The organism is Bacteroides sp. AM44-19 (genome assembly GCF_003603395.1).
In the GTDB taxonomy this organism is placed as follows: Bacteria; Bacteroidota; Bacteroidia; order Bacteroidales; family Bacteroidaceae; genus Bacteroides; species Bacteroides uniformis.
This window is the reverse complement of record NZ_QTNB01000001.1, coordinates 100,542-117,418: the sequence shown is the minus strand read 5'-3', so window position 1 is coordinate 117,418 and position 16,877 is coordinate 100,542. Positions and strand designations below refer to the sequence as shown.

General features: G+C 36.6%; 18 protein-coding genes. 17 read left to right on the top strand and 1 reads right to left on the bottom strand.

Annotated features, from left to right (window positions below):
- Positions 1 to 37: 37 nt before the first annotated feature.
- Positions 38 to 361: a hypothetical protein gene (locus tag DW947_RS00630; RefSeq protein WP_005829213.1), complete on the bottom strand. Its 324-nt coding sequence runs from the start codon at positions 359 to 361 to the stop codon at positions 38 to 40.
- Positions 362 to 1,122: 761 nt separating this feature from the next.
- Here DW947_RS00630 and DW947_RS00620 point away from each other — a divergent pair.
- From DW947_RS00620 to DW947_RS00540, 17 genes are all read left to right on the top strand, one after another.
- Positions 1,123 to 1,647 carry a UpxY family transcription antiterminator gene (locus DW947_RS00620; RefSeq protein ID WP_119958411.1) on the top strand — a complete coding sequence of 175 codons (525 nt, stop codon included), beginning with the start codon at positions 1,123 to 1,125 and terminating at the stop codon, positions 1,645 to 1,647.
- A 271-nt stretch (positions 1,648 to 1,918) separates the two neighbouring features.
- The gene (locus DW947_RS00615) at positions 1,919 to 3,337 is read left to right on the top strand and encodes a lipopolysaccharide biosynthesis protein (RefSeq protein WP_119958410.1); all 1,419 of its coding nucleotides are present in this window, start codon (positions 1,919 to 1,921) and stop codon (positions 3,335 to 3,337) included.
- A gap of 4 nt (positions 3,338 to 3,341) precedes the next feature.
- On the top strand, positions 3,342 to 4,520 hold the full coding sequence (locus DW947_RS00610) for an ATP-grasp domain-containing protein (RefSeq protein WP_119958409.1): 1,179 nt from the start codon (positions 3,342 to 3,344) through the stop codon (positions 4,518 to 4,520).
- On the top strand, positions 4,496 to 5,500 hold the full coding sequence (locus DW947_RS00605) for a polysaccharide deacetylase family protein (protein ID WP_118132187.1): 1,005 nt from the start codon (positions 4,496 to 4,498) through the stop codon (positions 5,498 to 5,500). Before DW947_RS00610 ends, DW947_RS00605 begins: the two co-directional genes overlap by 25 nt.
- On the top strand, positions 5,497 to 6,552 hold the full coding sequence (locus DW947_RS22070) for an acyltransferase family protein (protein WP_118132102.1): 1,056 nt from the start codon (positions 5,497 to 5,499) through the stop codon (positions 6,550 to 6,552). Before DW947_RS00605 ends, DW947_RS22070 begins: the two co-directional genes overlap by 4 nt.
- Positions 6,553 to 6,584: 32 nt before the next feature.
- On the top strand, positions 6,585 to 7,661 hold the full coding sequence (locus DW947_RS00595) for an EpsG family protein (RefSeq protein ID WP_119958408.1): 1,077 nt from the start codon (positions 6,585 to 6,587) through the stop codon (positions 7,659 to 7,661).
- A gap of 26 nt (positions 7,662 to 7,687) precedes the next feature.
- The gene (locus tag DW947_RS00590; RefSeq protein WP_119958455.1) at positions 7,688 to 8,674 is read left to right on the top strand and encodes a stealth family protein; all 987 of its coding nucleotides are present in this window, start codon (positions 7,688 to 7,690) and stop codon (positions 8,672 to 8,674) included.
- Positions 8,675 to 8,714: 40 nt separating this feature from the next.
- Positions 8,715 to 9,452, top strand: coding sequence for a polysaccharide deacetylase family protein (locus DW947_RS00585; RefSeq protein ID WP_133303600.1), 738 nt, complete (start codon positions 8,715 to 8,717; stop codon positions 9,450 to 9,452).
- Complete coding sequence (locus DW947_RS00580; RefSeq protein ID WP_119958406.1) at positions 9,452 to 10,459, top strand: hypothetical protein; 1,008 nt, start codon at positions 9,452 to 9,454, stop codon at positions 10,457 to 10,459. The genes DW947_RS00585 and DW947_RS00580 overlap by 1 nt, the downstream gene beginning before the upstream one ends.
- An 81-nt stretch (positions 10,460 to 10,540) precedes the next feature.
- Complete coding sequence (locus DW947_RS00575) at positions 10,541 to 10,771, top strand: acyl carrier protein (protein WP_119958405.1); 231 nt, start codon at positions 10,541 to 10,543, stop codon at positions 10,769 to 10,771.
- Positions 10,771 to 11,823 carry a 3-oxoacyl-ACP synthase III family protein gene (locus tag DW947_RS00570; RefSeq protein ID WP_119958404.1) on the top strand — a complete coding sequence of 351 codons (1,053 nt, stop codon included), beginning with the start codon at positions 10,771 to 10,773 and terminating at the stop codon, positions 11,821 to 11,823. The genes DW947_RS00575 and DW947_RS00570 overlap by 1 nt, the downstream gene beginning before the upstream one ends.
- Before the next feature lie 5 nt (positions 11,824 to 11,828).
- On the top strand, positions 11,829 to 12,575 hold the full coding sequence (locus DW947_RS00565) for an SDR family NAD(P)-dependent oxidoreductase (RefSeq protein WP_207805246.1): 747 nt from the start codon (positions 11,829 to 11,831) through the stop codon (positions 12,573 to 12,575).
- A gap of 19 nt (positions 12,576 to 12,594) precedes the next feature.
- Positions 12,595 to 13,596: a 3-oxoacyl-ACP synthase III family protein gene (locus tag DW947_RS00560; protein ID WP_119958402.1), complete on the top strand. Its 1,002-nt coding sequence runs from the start codon at positions 12,595 to 12,597 to the stop codon at positions 13,594 to 13,596.
- A 468-nt stretch (positions 13,597 to 14,064) separates the two neighbouring features.
- Positions 14,065 to 15,057 (top strand): glycosyltransferase, encoded by a 993-nt coding sequence (locus DW947_RS00555; RefSeq protein WP_243635069.1) that lies wholly within the window; start codon positions 14,065 to 14,067, stop codon positions 15,055 to 15,057.
- Between the two features lie 14 nt (positions 15,058 to 15,071).
- Positions 15,072 to 16,145 (top strand): polysaccharide biosynthesis protein, encoded by a 1,074-nt coding sequence (locus DW947_RS00550; protein WP_008663517.1) that lies wholly within the window; start codon positions 15,072 to 15,074, stop codon positions 16,143 to 16,145.
- A gap of 100 nt (positions 16,146 to 16,245) precedes the next feature.
- Positions 16,246 to 16,467 (top strand): hypothetical protein, encoded by a 222-nt coding sequence (locus DW947_RS00545; protein ID WP_005829183.1) that lies wholly within the window; start codon positions 16,246 to 16,248, stop codon positions 16,465 to 16,467.
- Positions 16,464 to 16,868 (top strand): putative toxin-antitoxin system toxin component, PIN family, encoded by a 405-nt coding sequence (locus DW947_RS00540; RefSeq protein WP_005829181.1) that lies wholly within the window; start codon positions 16,464 to 16,466, stop codon positions 16,866 to 16,868. The genes DW947_RS00545 and DW947_RS00540 overlap by 4 nt, the downstream gene beginning before the upstream one ends.
- Positions 16,869 to 16,877 lie beyond the last annotated feature (9 nt).

Here is a 16,877-nt window from a genome sequence, read left to right as displayed (position 1 = left end):
TAGCCGTTTTTTTACAATTTGAATTCCTTGGTCCGTTTTACTCCTTGGGATATAGCTCATTGAAGAGCTTATATATCTCATCCTCAATACAATCGGGGTTCAGCGTATTGCCACTTCCGTCCGCGTCCATAAAGTTTACAAGCAGATGCAGCAACTTGGCGAAGGGGCTTACACCCTTCAGTCCGTGTTCCTTTTGGGGATTTATCAGCAGCGGGATGAAGGGTGTCAGGAAAGCCTTCCGCTCCTTGTATTCCACGGTTAACGACTTGTGTTCTACCATAGAAAGCAGGTCGATGGCCACTTGCACCTCTTTGCTCTCTTTGGTGTACAGCACTTGGTAATCCCTCCCTTTGATTTGCATCACGCTAATTGGCGTTTTTTTGTTCTCATAATTACAATTTGAAAATCTAATTTTATATTAAGTTAACGAATCGGGTGCAAAATTAATAAAAAAGAGAAGTCTGTGCACTATGTATTACACGGATTGGCACGGATTTTTGTAGTTTCTGTGCGTATCACTTTTGTGTATGTCCGTGCGTATCATCCTTTTGTTTCCGTGAGTATCCGTCACTCAGAACGTAGCGAAGAATTCTTCTCTGTGCTCCTCTGTGCCAATCTGTGTAATCTGTGGTGCCCCTCTCCGTGAACTAGTGAAGCGTGTGTGTAGTCTGTATGTATAGGGTGAGGTACCGGAACCTATGGTTATATATGTAACACACCCTTTCTTTAAAAAGATAAGAAATGACGCGTGTGCGCGTGTATCTTACCTAATAGGCGTAATTCTTTGATATATAGTGTGATGATGTCTGCATTAAAAAAGATTATCATTTTATCAATCAGAATATTTTGTACTTTCATTTCTTGACGTTACCTTTGCGTTCATTAAACGGAACGTGTTATAAAACATTTCTTTCATCATAAACGTTTCGTTGATAACGGCTTATCGCAAGATAGCTTGAATATAACTATTTCGTCGCCTTCCTTCCGAGATGGTGGAGGGTTTTGAAATAAAATGAATGCATATAGCCTATTTAAAGTAACCGCATTACATTACTTGACCGGGAGGTACTTCGCTACTCCGGTGTCCCCCAATCATATTTTTTTGTGAACGAGAATGCAGAAATGCACTGGTATGCAGTGCGTGTCACCTATAGCCGAGAGCTTTTTTTCAAGGATTACCTGGATGCAGCGGGCATTGAAAACTATATACCCATGCGCTATGAGTATGTCGTGAGGAAAGAGCGCCGCCTGCGCAAGCTTGTTCCTGCGGTCCATAACCTGGTCTTCGTCCGCTCCACCCGCGAGCGTATGGATGAAATAAAGAACAAACCGGGCATGAACATCCCCATCCGCTATATCATGGACCGCGAAACCCGCCAGCCCATCGTCATCCCGGACTCACAGATGCGCAGCTTCATCGCCGTGTCTGGCACCTACGACCAGGCTGTGCTCTATCTTGAACCCACCGAACTGAACCTCTCCCAAGGAACACGGGTACGCATCACCGGCGGCATCTTCGAAGGAGTGGAAGGGGTGTTTATGCGTGTGCGCCATGACAGGAGGGTGGTGGTGAACATCGAGGGGGTGATGGCGGTGGCGACGACGTTTGTGCATGCGTCGCTGGTGGAGGAGATAGGAGAAGGATAGAAGGGAAAACAGATTGTGTTTTTGAGTTTTTTCTTTTTTTGTTGAAGAATAATATCCATTGGAGAAATGATTTTTTGTTAAGAATAAAGATAATACTTGTTATAGCTCGTATTGGGTTCCTTATTTTTGTTTTTTAGATAGAAATTTCGATAATATGTAAAGGAAAGCGAAGCTCTACTTAAAATAAATAGATGTAATTCGTTTGCGTAAACTGTTTTCTAGCATCATGTTTTGCAATAGTGTAAATAGTTGAAGTGAATTGTAATTGAGCATGAATAAATATAAGCGATTAGGGAAAAATAGTTTACTTGTATTTATAGGTTCCATAGGCAGTAAGTTATTAGCCATATTGATGCTGCCTTTTTATACGGCATGGCTTTCTGTAGAGAATTATGGAGATATTGATCTGGTAGGCACTTATGTCTCATTGATAATGGGAGTGGTAACCCTATGTATAACCGATGCTATTTTCAGGTTTCCACAGGGTAAAAGCATAGACAAACAACGAACATTCTTTTCTTCAGGGCTGACAGTAGTTTCGCTCTCTTTGATTCTTTTTGGAGCAGTTTACTATTATTTATTGAAATATGTGGAAGATATTCAATGGGGGGTATTTGGCTCTTATGCTGGATATATATACGTCTTGTTGATTTTTAGCTTTTTACAATTATATCTTCAACAATTTTCAAGAAGTATAGACCGTATGTCTGTATTTGTAGTATCAGGCATTATTTTAACGTTTGTTACGGCTATATCTTCGTTATTATTAGTACCCAAGTGGGGTGTGGACGGTTACATTATTTCTCAATTGACCGGTTTTATTATTTCTTCTTTATACACAGTAGTTTCTATACATATACATACTTATTTATCGTATAAATCAATATCTATATCAACGATAAAAGAAATGTTGTCTTATTCGATTCCTATGATACCTAATGCTACACTTTGGTGGATATTAGGTACATCGAATAGATTATTTCTTGAATATTACCATTCGACAGACTTCGTTGGAATTTTTGCGGTATCCAATCGATTTCCGTCGATTATAACAATGGTGTTCAATACTTTTTTTCTTTCATGGCAGATTTCCGTGTTAGAAGAATTTAAGAAGCCCGATTTCCGGTTATTTTATAACCGTATCCTGAGACTGTGTTTTGTTTTATTATTATTGGTCGGTTTCTTCCTTTGCCTATCTAGCTATTGGCTAATCAAGTTTTTTGCGGACGAGTCTTATCTTGATGCTTGGAGATATATTCCATTTTTAGGACTGGCAGCAGTTTTTTCATCACTCTCTACTTTTGTGGGAACTATGTTTATGGCAACAAAGAATACACGCTATTTCCTTACCACCAGCCTTTGGGGAGGTTTTGTTTGCTTAGGAATGAACTTTTTGTTAATACCTCGATATGGAATCATGGGGGCTACTGTGTCATTACTGATTGCACATTTTGTTATATTATATTTGAGAACCATGAAGTCTGATAAATTTGTATGTCTTGATGGAAAATATGATTATCTATTGCAAATAGTGTTTTTGTTGGGAACTGCTGTTAGTATCTTATTTTTAGATACATGGTTCTTGAGAATGTTATCATTCCTGCTTTTTTTCTCTCTATTCTTGGTTTGGAATAGAAACTTTATAAAAGAGAGTAAAAATAAAATTGATTTTGTAATAAACAATAGATAATAAAATGTGTCTTGATAATGAAATAGGAAGTCCTAAAATTATTGTATTTGGAGAAAATCATCATAATACTTTAGGACTTATTCGTAGTTTGGGAGAAATAGGTCTGTTCTCATACTTAGTGTTAGTGAACTCCAATGGCTTGTATCCTTTTGTTGCGAAAAGTAGATACATAAAAAAAGTATGGATAGTGGATAACGTTCATGATGGTTTAGGTGTCATTTTAAGTGCATTTAATGAAGAAGAATGCAAGCCATTAATATTTCCGACATATGATAGTGAGGTTAAAATTCTTGGTGTAAATTTTGAAAAAATGAAGGATAAATTTATATTACCTGCTATTATAGATCGAAAGTGGACATTAGAGGAATGTTTGAATAAAGAATTTATGCGTACTCTTGCTCAAAGTATAGGGTTGAATACTCCTCAAAGTTGGGTTGTGGATTGTTCAGAAGAAGTAAATTTGCCCCAAGAGCTTATTTATCCTTGTATCGTAAAAGCAATAGATAGCTCTAGTAGTCCTAAAAATTATACTATACATCAATCTGAGCGTTCTTTGTTGGAGTCTATTAATGAGTTAAGTAAATATTGTGACATTGTACAAATACAAGAGTTTATCTTCAAAAAAACGGAGGTCATACTTTTGGGTTGGAGTGATGGAAAGGGAACTACTGTGATTCCCTGCTTGATGGATAAGATAAGAGAGTATCCAAGATACTTTGGTACTACAGGATTAGGTAGAGTCACAAAGAATATAGAGGAGTATATTCAAGTCGATAAGGTGTATGAATATATTAATCGTATGGGATATAGTGGTTTATTTAGTGTTGAATTCCTTTTGTCTGATAGAGAAGCTTACTTTTTAGAAATTAATCTTAGAAATGATGGTAATGGATATTTGCCCACTTATGGAGGAGTCAATTTGCCTTACCAATGGTATTTGGCTATGACCGATAATCAATTGATATTATCTTCTCTTCCTAAATATATAAATCATGATTTTATAATGATGAGAGAATTTTCAGATATAATGATTCCTATAAAATATGGATATTCTTATTTTAAGTGGTTTAAGGATTACTTACATGTTGATTGCTTTTTATATTGGAATAAAAAAGACAAAATGCCTTATTTCTATTATTTGTTTAACAAAATATTTAGATGTATAACAAGAATATTAAAGTGAATATGCGGAAAAAAGTACTCTTATTATTGTATTTTGTTGCATATTATCTTGGTATAATCCTTTTCTTTTACTGGATAAATCGCAGAAAACAACGTATTCTTGTTTTTCATCATATCATACCGGATGACTATGTAAATACTAGTTTTGAGCAGAAGATAGTTTGTACATCCCGTTCTAGATTTGAATGGATGATGGCTATTGTTAATAAGCGATTAAAAGTAACAACCGAATTAGGGGAGCCGGAATCAGCCGTTATAACTTTTGATGATGGGTATCGGGCAGCATTGATAGCGGATGAGGTGTTGGCGAAAAGTGCAAATAAAGCTTATTTTTTTATACCAATCGTAAATGTCGATTCTTTTATGCCTTTGTGGATAGACCAAATAATGGCATGGTTCGCTTATGTACCCGAAGGAGAATATAGAATTGTAAATCGCAAAGTAAGAATTGGGGATACGTTAAGCAGGCAACAAGAATTTTCTTCGTTAATCAATACATTGTATGAAAAATATGATAAGGTTTCCATATTAGGGATGTTGGAAGATATATATCCTTTCAGAGACTTACCTATTGATAAGGCATATTTTGCTCTCCGCTTTAAGGGACTGACATCGGAAGAAATCTTGGAATTGAAAAGGAAAGGCCATAAGATAGGAGGTCATTCTGTAAGGCATGATATATTGTCGATGCTTGACGAATGGGAGTTACGAGAGGACTTCAAGGAATGTTCAGAATATATGGAACGCTTGTTTAATACAAATTTATATGCTTATCCTTTCGGACATAGACGAGATGTAACTCCCGGTGTTATGAAAGAATGTAGCCAATCTGTTTTCACACTTGCCGTGATGAATGAGTATAATTCGGAAGCTTCAGATTTTTCATTATCGCGTATGAATATAAGTCATTATAATTCCCGTTTTGAGATAGAAGCCTCTTTATCTGGTTTTACTCAATGGCTTAAAAATGTATTAAGATGAATCAAGTGAATCAGACTGCTCGTCCGACTCGGATAGCGGCTTGGGATTTGTTAAAGTTGTTTGCTATATTTTTAGTGGTATATGGTCATTGTATGCAACATCTTTTGGAGGTAGATACCAGATATAATCCTATGTTTCTATGGATTACCTCTTTTCACATGCCATTATTCATGACTTTGTCCGGATTGTTTGCAAGGAATTCTTTTCGAGCATCTTTTAAAGATTATTTTATGAAACGTGGCAGGCAGGTCCTTTTGCCTTGTCTGTCATGGAGTTTGATTATATTTGCCGTTATCGTTATTTTAGGAGGTGACTTGCAAATATATACGATAAAATCATTCGCAATCAATTCTTTATGGTTTTTGAAAAGTGTGTTTGTTTGTGGTATTTTGGGATTTATAGCGTTTAAATCCCAACGCAATCGGGTTATGTGGGTTGTATTGACTCTTTTACTTAGTCAAGTGATATTGATTTGGAATGTATTTATTATGTATCCTTGTTTTCTTTTCGGGATATGTATTTTTAAATATTTGTCATGGATCTTGAAATACAAGTGCCTTGTGTTAGTGATATCGGGGTTGTTATTTATGGTATTTTCTTTATATGTATCTTTTTCACCTAATTTTTGGGTTAGGGATCAGGGTATCCGAGAAGCTCTTTTTTCAGGTACATTGTCCTTAATGGATAATGCTCTTTTTTTAATGAAGGTTATTTTGAAGAGGTATTTTCAGTTATTTATAGGGCTGCTAGGATCGTCTTTTTTTATCACGCTATTTTTTCTATTGTTTACCGGGTTACGTAATGTCTACTTGCTAAATTTAGCTAAACTGGGACAATATACATTAGGTGTGTATGTCATACAATCGCTTATTCTTGAAACAATACTTGTCCGATGGATTTCTTTTAGTAGTGATTACTTTTGGTCGTTTGATTTTGTGATAGCTCCTCTCATATCTTTGTTGATAGTTTATGTATGCCTATTCATTAATAAGGTAATTGTTTTCAAAGAGGGTAAACTTGCTACATTACTTTTTGGAGTCTCATGTTCGTAAACTTCTCATGATAAGTTGTAGAGATTTTTGTTATGTTATTTACTTATATAATATATAATGTAATACTTTTATTTGTATTGATATTTGGGTATTATGTAAAGGTGTCTTCGACGAAATTATCCGAATATATTTGTAGGACTATTGTGTTTTTATCAATTGTAATACCGGCTTCTATTCGTAAAGGAATAGGAACTGATTATTGGAGTTATGTGGGATTGTATCAGTGGTATAGTACAAATAGTGATGAACATGAAATCGGTTTTCAATTATTGGGGAAGTTGATGAATTTTTTCGGGTTTAGTTATCAATCGTTTATCGCCTCTCTAGCAATTCTAGCTTTTGCTCCAGTTTGTTATTATGTTCCGAAGAGAAATTTTTATCCGTTTATTGTTATTTATTTCTTTTTGCTATTCCTTAGTTGTATAAGTACTACTCGACAGGCGATATCGATAGCATTAGTAACTTGTGGAATATTTGCGTTATATAAAGAAAAGGGAACAATGAAGTACTTGTTCTGTGTAGTACTTGCCTTCTTTTTTCATTATTCTTCCATATTGTATTTCCCTATTCTGTTGTTTAAAAACATCAAATTTTCTAATACTAATATTTATATATGTTTAGGAATAATATTGATGATTATGTCTAGAGCCGATTTTATTGATAATTTATTTGCTAGTTCGATATTTCAAGATTCTCCTTATGGTGTATACGCTACTATTGGTCAATATAATAGAGAGGCTGAAGTAGGAACTGGACTAGGGATAATATTAAATTTGATGCTACCATGTTTATTTCTTATGCTAAATCGTAAAATTTCAAAGTATTATGACCATGTAGGCTTTTTTGTGTTTTTGACCATGTTGTTTGTGACGAGCTATTTTTTAGCTTCAAAAGTACATATTTTTGGTCGATTAATGGGATGCTTTATTTTTCTCCCAGCTTTTTTAATTCATCCAGTATGTAAAACTTTATCGTTGAAATATAATAACTTTCTCATATTCTTATTTTTTATAATATATTTGATATTATATGAAAAAATGATTGCTGTTAGCCAATCTAGCTTGGGAAATGGGCTAGGTATTTCTCCTTACACTACTATATTCGATTGATTGAAGATAATTATATATTTGACATAATGATAGATATTGTTCTTCTGTGGGTTGATGGAAATGACCCAGTATGGCTAGCGGAATATGAAAAATATGCTCCAAAGGTAAACGGTGATAAGCGAAATGTGCGTTTTCGCGATTGGGACAATTTGAGATTCTTGTTTCGAGGAATTGAGAAATATGCTCCTTGGGTCAGCAAGGTGCATTTCGTGACATGTGGACATATTCCAGATTGGCTGAATTTGAATGCACCTAAACTTAATTTTGTTAAACATTCGGATTTTATTCCTAATGAGTATCTTCCTACATTCAATTGCAATCCGATAGAAATGAATATTCATCGGATAAAAGATCTTGCGGAACAATTCATCTATTTTAATGACGATACTTTCTTGATCAATTCAGTTTCGGAAGAACGTTTCTTTAAAAACGGATTGCCTTGCGATATAGCAGCTTTAAATACAATGCAACCCAATACACAAGGTATAGACCATATCATTTGCAATGACTTGATATTGATTAATAAATATTTCGCTAAAAGGAGTCTTTTAAAAGAACATTTTGGGAAATGGATTAATGTCAGGTATCTCAGTCAATGGTATCGTACTTTGGCATTATTACCTTGGAGCATGCATACAGGTTTTGTCGATCCACATTTACCTAATGCTTATTTGAAATCTACGTTTGAACGGGTTTGGGAATTGGAACCTGACATACTACAAAAGACTACTGAATCCCGTTTTAGGAATATTACGGATGTAAATCAATATCTTATAAGATATTGGAGACTTTGTTCCGGTGAATTCTCTCCTTATAATGTTTGGAAGGACTCAGAATTGATTACCATACAAAATAATAATTTGGACTATATATCAGATGTGATACGTAATCAACGGAAAAAAGTGGTTTGCTTGAATGATGCGGATTCAACAGTTGACTTTGATAAGGCTAAAATGTCATTGATTAGGGATTTTGAGGTAATCCTCCCTGAGAAATCATCGTTTGAGAAATAATCATTTATATAGAGTTGTCAATGTCTTATTTAGTATAATAATGGATATCAAAGAATTAGTTAGGACCGGAATGTTTTCTGTGGGATATTTGATGTGTCATACTAAAAAAAGTAGAGTAGTATATTATCATGATGTCCATGTCGGTGATTCATGGACAAAAATGTCGACTCCTTTTGAATTGTTTAAATTGCATATAAGTGCTATACGAAAATCGGGGTTTGAGATTGTCCGTGATATTAATAATCCAAAAGGGGAGATACAAATCGCTTTCGACGATGGATTTCGTGGGTTGTTGGATTGTATGGATTGGTTGGTTTCCCAGAGAATATATCCTACAATATTCATCCCTATTTCATTGATTGGAAAAGAAGGGTATCTGTCTGAATCAGAGATATTAGAATTGCATAACGCAGGTTTCAATATTCAGTCGCATGGCATACGGCATAAGAACATGAGTGCAATGCCTGTGGACGAACTTTTGGATGATTTGTATGCCTCTAAAGCTTATCTCGAGAACTTCTTGGATAAGCAGATTGATAGTATTTGCTACCCTCAAGGGTATTATTCGGACCGGGTTATTTCTGAATCTCAAAATGCAGGTTATAAAAAACTTTATATTTCAGTACCGGGAGTATACGATATGGATGTAGCCTTGAAACATAGAACATTGTTTCAAACGATGTCTCCTCTTCAAGTTCGATTGACTCTTTATGGGGGAATGGATATTCTTTCGTCTCATTATAAGAAAATGCATTATAACACGATACGTAAATATTGATGGATACAGAAATATATAGTAAAAGACTCTCTGTTTCAGATAAAGAGCTTTTATTGCGATATTTGGCGAAAGCATATCCGTTTCGGACTAACCTTAATGCTTTTATTGATTTTACTTTATCGTATGTGCCTAAAGAAGGAATGGAAAAATCTTTATTGATTTTTAAAGGTAAAGAAATTATAGGAGCAAATATGTTCTTACAAACAAAAGCCAAGATAGGGAAGACTGAATATGATATTGTTTGGTCGTATGATACAAAAGTCTTGGATGAGTATCGTAAGACGGAGGCCGGAACTATTATTTGTGGGGAAATATTTTCGAATAAAAACAGTTTTGGTGCTGGATTATCCGGTATCTCAGTAGAGCTTAATAAGCGGATGCATGCTAAATTTATAGCGAAATCGCTTGCCTTTATTCGATTGAATAGATATTTGTTCAAATATATTTTTGCGCTATTTTGCCCTTCTATACGGAAACCATTAGTTGATGATTCTTCTTATCCACGTGAAATTAAAACTCGTTTAGGGCTATTTCGTCGATTAGAAAAGGCTATAGATTTGAATCAGCCTCGAGGCAATTACTGGAATGACAACCTGATAGAATTTGAACGTTCTACAAAGTTTCTTGATTGGCGTTTTTTTACATTGAAAGATAAATATCAAGTATATGCCCTTCGTAAAAAGGGGGAAAATGACGTGTATTTTGCTTGTCGGCAATATGATTTGTCTGGCATACCACTTCTTTATGTGGTGGATTATAGATTTTTGATTGATGATTTTGAAGAGCAGAAGGCAATTATAAAAGCCGCTCTTTTGCTATCAAGGAAAATGAAATTTGCTGGAGTATATATTCGTTCATCCTTGCCGGGATTATCAAAGCTGTTGAAAAACAATGTTTTTATCATGAAAAAAGGGGGGGCTGATATAGTAACTCGTTTTAAACCGGCTATTCAAGAGGAATATTCAGTTTTCCATACTCCGGCTGATTCAGATATGGATTTTAAGTGAATTGAGATATATTAAATTAATGGTTAGTACTCTCTGACATATTCTAAAAATAGCTATCATTAACATTTAAAACAGATAATAATGGAATTAAAAGACTTTATTGAGAATTTTGCTCAGCAATTTGATGATACAGAAGTATCTGCTTTTACGGCTGAAACGATGTTCAAGGATTTGGACGAATGGAGTTCACTCATTGCCCTCTCTATAATCGCAATGGTTGACGAGGAGTATGATGTACGGATCAAGGGCGATGATATTCGTTCCTCTGAGACGATTGAAGACTTATTTGACTTAGTAAAAAGTAGGAAGTAATGGCTTTTCTACAAGTAAACAATGTGGAAGTTGTGGGAATGGCTGTTACCGTTCCCTCAACTATTGAAGAGACTGTTAGCATATATGAAAAATGGGGAGATTATGACAATTTCGTTGCCACTACAGGTATAGAAAGACGTCGTAAAAGTAACTTTACCACATGTTCGTCCGACCTCTGTTTATGTGCTGCCGAGAAGCTGATTGCCGAGTTGGGGTGGGAGAAAGGGAGTATAGATGCTTTGGTGTTTGTTACTCAAACGCCAGACTATATTCTACCTGCTACATCTGCTATACTTCAACAACGTCTTTGTTTAAGCGAATCTTGTTACACACTTGATATTAGCCTTGGCTGTTCTGGTTGGGTTTACGCATTGAGTGTAATATCTTCTTTATTGCAAAATGGCACGATGAAACGAGGATTATTATTGGCTGGTGATACAATATTGAAAATCTGTTCACCGGAAGATAAGAGTACATATCCTTTATTTGGTGATGCGGGTTCTGCGACTGCTTTGGAGCATAAAGAAAAATCTTTTCCTCTTCAATTCTATTTCAATACAGATGGAGAAGGAAGGGAAGCAATCATTATCAGGGATGGTGGTTATAGGAATCCGTTTACGGTTCAATCGTTAGATAGAATTCATCAAGGTGAAGATATAGAGCGTAGTCGTTTAGAACTAGAGTTGGATGGTATGAACGTTTTTTCGTTTGGTATATCTAAAGCACCTAAATCAGTTAATGGTTTGTTAGAGCATTTCAATATCAATAAAGAATCTGTTGATTGCTTCACATTTCATCAGGCTAATCTTTTTATGAATGAAAAAATCCGTAAAAAGTTAAAATTGCCGGCTGAAAAAGTACCTTATAGCTTAAAAGACTTTGGTAATACCAGCTGTGCTTCAATACCTCTTACGTTAGTATCCCAAAGGTCTGATGAATTGCGTGTAAATAAATTATCTCATATAGGCTGTGGATTTGGTGTGGGGTTGTCTTGGGGATCTGTTTATTTCCATACAGATAATATTAAATGCCCTGACCTCATAGAATTTTAATTAATATGTATAATCCATTTTCTTTGGAAGGAAAAACTGTACTTGTGACCGGAGCCTCAAGTGGTATCGGCCGCTCTATTGCTATTGAGTGTTCTCGTATGGGGGCAAATGTGGTACTGACGGCTCGTAATGAAACTCGTCTTAAAGAGACTCTATCTCTAATGGAAAGTGGTAAGCATCTTATTTTCCCCGCTGATTTGACAAAAGAGGAAGATATTATCAAGATTGTAAATGAGATGCCCATGCTCAATGGAGTTGTAAACAATGCCGGAGTAGGTAATCGTGTATTGTGCAAAGCTATCAAGGAAAGCAATCTAAACGAAGTGATTCTCCCTAATTTGTATGGTCCCATCTTACTTCAACGTCATCTGCTCAAAAAGAAAAGAATTGCAAAAGAAGCTTCTATTGTGATGATTGCTTCGAGAGCTCCATTTGCGCCATCTATTGGTAATGCTGTTTATGCGGCTTCAAAAGGAGCTATTCTTGGTTATGCGAATGTGCTTGCATTGGAATGTGCACCACAGAAAGTAAGAGTCAATTCTATCTGTCCCGCAATGGTTTGGACTGAACTGATTGAAAAGGATGCGGCCTTGATGGGAGCGGATTATGAGGACTTACAACAAAAATATCCCTTAAAGAGGTATGGCAAGCCGGAAGATGTGGCTTATCTGAGTATTTATTTACTTAGTGACGCAAGCTCATGGATGACTGGTTCGGCTATTGACTTGACTGGGGGGGCGAAGGGACTCTAACGCTGTGATAAAAAGTATTATGAATGCATATATAAAAGAAATTGTATATTACCTGCCCCAAGCGGAAGTTACGAATGAGGCGATTGTTCGTGACTTTCCGGAGTGGAGTGTTGAGAAAATCGCTTCAAAGGTGGGGGTGGAAAAGAGACATGTGGCGGTGGACGATGAAACTGCTTCGGACATGGCCATAAAAGCGGCTGAATGCTTATTTCAAAGAGGGAAGATAAAAAGGGAAGATATTGACTTTGTACTGTTTTGTACGCAAAGTCCCGACTATAAATTGCCGACATCCGCTTGCATTATCCAGCATCAATTAGGATTGCGCAAGGATATAGGGGCATTGGATTTTAACTTGGGTTGTTCCGGTTATGTATATGGTTTGTCACTTGCCAAGGGATTGATAGCCGGAGGTATCGCCTCTAATGTTCTATTACTAACAGGTGAAACCTATAATAAATATCTACATCCAAAAGATAAGGGTAACCGTACTATTTTTGGAGATGCTGCTACCGCTACAGTGATAGGTACATCTGGATTTGCTCAAATCGGAGAGTTTTGCTTAGGAACAGATGGAAACGGGGCAAATAATTTGATTGTGAAATCAGGGGGAAGCCGTATACCCGAATTGCAAAATGATATCGAATTTGATGAGAATGGTAATCCTATCTCTTCTGATTATCTTTATATGAATGGTAGTGAGATATTCACTTTTACATTAGACATCGTACCTCCATTGGTAAACACTACATTGGCAAATAACGGATTGGAAAAGGAGATGATAAGCCAGTTCGTGTTTCATCAAGCCAATAAATATATGCTGAATTTTCTTAGGAAGAAACTTAAAATAGAGCAAGACAGATTTTATTATTGCCTATCCCGGTTTGGTAATACCGTATCCAACAGTATTCCTATCGCTTTGCGAGAGGCTATAAATGATGGTACGATTCGTAAAGGGGACAATGTTCTTTTGGCCGGATTCGGTGTAGGCTATTCTTGGGCTGGAACTATATTAAAATTTTAACTGTTAGCGTCCCATTATGACATCTTGCTTATTTTACTAAATGTCTTATTTTACCTATCCTAAAAGAATTTTCGAAAGGTGGTATAGAACTGATTGAGCCATTCTCCAATGACTCCCTCCTATCTAAGAATTTTTCCTTGAAAGACATCATCATGATGGCGAGACCTCATAATTTGATGCTTACTGGTCGCAAGGACTATGAGAATTTCTTGTTGATAACGACCGGAATCAATATTAATAATCAAAAAATAAGTCCACTTTTTGAATTATTAACTAGGAAATCTCTTTTATGGGCTATTTTCTGTACAATATGCCAATATTGGGTATTTACATTTTTCAGAACAAATGAACATTCTAATAAATTGCTCCAATCTCAAGAAAGGTGGAGGGCTTCAAGTCGCTGATTCGGTTTGTACTTGTTTGAATACAATTCCCCAACATCATTTTTTTTTAGTATTATCTTCATATATGGATGATACTGCTGATAGGGTATCGAAATACAAAAATGTCACTGTGGTGCGTCATGATATACAAAACAGTTGGTGCACATTGTTTTGGGGACGTGATAAGGTTATGGATAATATGGTAGCCAGATACAATATTGGCGGAGTTCTTACCATATTTGGACCTGCAAGATGGAAGCCAAAATGTAAACATCTATGTGGATTTGCCAGATCCCATCTCGTTTTGAAGGACTCACCCTATTTTCAACGTATGGCTTTGAAGGAAATAATGATAGAAAAGGTGAGAAATCTTTATTTATACTATTATTTCAAACGTGGTGTGACTGCTTTTTGGACTGAGAATCCTTATATTTCAGAGAAAGTAAAGCACTTGTTTCCTACCATAAAAGCCTATACTGTATCGAATTATTATAATCAGGTTTTCGATGATGAGAATAATCAAATAGAACATCCCTTACCGTCTTTTGGCGGCTGTACTTTACTGTCCATAAATACTTCTTATCCTCATAAGAATTTAGCAATTGCTATAGAAGTCGCTCGATATCTTAAAAAACATTATTCCGAATTTAATTTTCGGTTCGTTTTTACGGTGACAGAGAATGACTTGCCACCTATTCCCTCTTATTTGCGGGAGCACTTCTGTCTGATTGATAGAGTTAGTGTGGCAGAATGCCCCTCCTTATATCGTCAGGCAGATATAATGTTTCAACCAACTTTACTTGAATGTTTCACTGCCACATATGTTGAAGCGATGCGAATGCAGGTGCCAATTTTAACTACAGATTTGCCATTTGCTCATGGATTATGTGGAAATGCAGCTGTGTACTATTCACCGTTAAATGCAGAAGACTGTGCTAAATCAATCTATAAAATGGCTGTAGACAAATCTTTTCAAGATTATCTGGTCAGAGAAGGAATAAAACAACTTAATTCCTTCGATAATTATAATCGGAGAGCAGAAAAATTAATCGATTTGATATCAAATTTGGATGATTAATACATATTATATTTATGTCAATATTCAAAGATAAAGTCCTCCTTATTACCGGAGGCACCGGATCTTTTGGTAATGCCGTATTGCGTCGTTTTCTTGATAGTGACATCAAAGAGATCCGTATTTTTAGTCGTGACGAGAAAAAGCAGGATGACATGCGTCATCACCTGCAAAATCCCAAAGTAAAATTCTACATTGGTAATGTCCGTGACCGCCAGTCTGTGGACGGTGCCATGATGGGAGTGGATTATGTGTTTTCCGCCGCCGCCTTGAAGCAGGTTCCCAGTTGCGAGTTCTTCCCGTTGCAGGCTGTGCAGACCAATGTGATCGGTACGGACAATGTACTGGAATCCGCCATAGCGCATGGTGTAAAGAATGTGGTGGTACTTTCTACCGACAAGGCCGCCTATCCCATCAATGCCATGGGTATCAGCAAGGCCATGATGGAGAAGGTTGCCATAGCCAAGGGCCGTGCGTTGGGTGAGGAAGCCGGTACAACCATCTGCTGTACCCGTTACGGCAATGTGATGGCAAGCCGCGGTTCTGTAATTCCCTTGTGGGTGGAGCAGATAAAGAACGGCAGGCCCATTACGGTAACGGACCCCAACATGACCCGCTTCATGATGACGCTGGACGATGCCGTAGATCTGGTAATCTATGCGTTTGAGCACGGGCACAACGGTGACTTGTTCGTGCAGAAAGCTCCTGCCGCCACCTTGGATGTACTGGCGCAGGCCTTGAAGGAAACATACGCGCAGGTTGATCCGAAATACGGTGAGACGGAGGTGAAGACCATCGGCACGCGCCACGGCGAGAAACTGTATGAGACACTGGTAACCCGCGAAGAGATGGCAAAGGCTGTCGACATGGGCGACTACTACCGCATCCCCTGCGACACCCGTGACTTGAACTATGACAAGTTCTTCACGGAAGGCAATGAGGATATTGCCCGTATAGAGGACTATCACAGCCATAACACTGCCCGCCTGGATGTGGAGGGCATGAAAAAGCTTCTTTTGAAACTCCGTTTCATCCGCGAAGACCTCGGGATGGAGGAAAAGGCGAAGAGCGCGGAAATCAAGAGTGAATAAGTCTTTAATTTGAATAATACAACAGGAAAGAAAGAGGGAATGTATTGTTCCTTTAGAAAAAAAAACTATCTTTGCCATATTGAAACTAATAATTGAGAATATGGCAGCAACAGTATTAAATTCAGTTCAACAACATCTTTTGAAGATGTTTGCTTTTGATGGTTCGGAGGAGCGATTGAATGAAGTTAAAGAAGTGTTGACCAAATATTTTTCTCAGAAGTTAGATGACCGCTTGAATGACTTATGGGATTCGGGAGTTTTAAACCAAGAAAAACTTGATGAACTGAGAAAAATTGATGTCCGTACACTTCCGAAGAGATGAATAGAATTGTATTAGATACAAATAGCTTGATACAGTGCATTTCTCCCAAAAGCAGGTACCGTAAGATTTGGGATTGCTTTTTGGATGGAACGAATCAGTTATGCGTTTCTGATGAGATTCTTAATGAATATGAGGAAATATTAGAACGTTTGGCAGGTGTGGAAATAGCTAAGCTGGTGATTGATGTCATTCTCAATAATCCTTATACTTTGTTCTTTACTCCTTATTATAACTTCAATCTGATAAAATCAGATCCGGATGATAATAAGTTTGTGGACTGTGCAATTGTGGCTAATGCCAAGTTTATTGTTACGGAAGATCATCATTTTCATATATTGAAGCAATATAATTTCCCAAAAGTAAGTTTTATAGGTTTGGATGATTTCTGTCATTCACTATGAATATCTTCT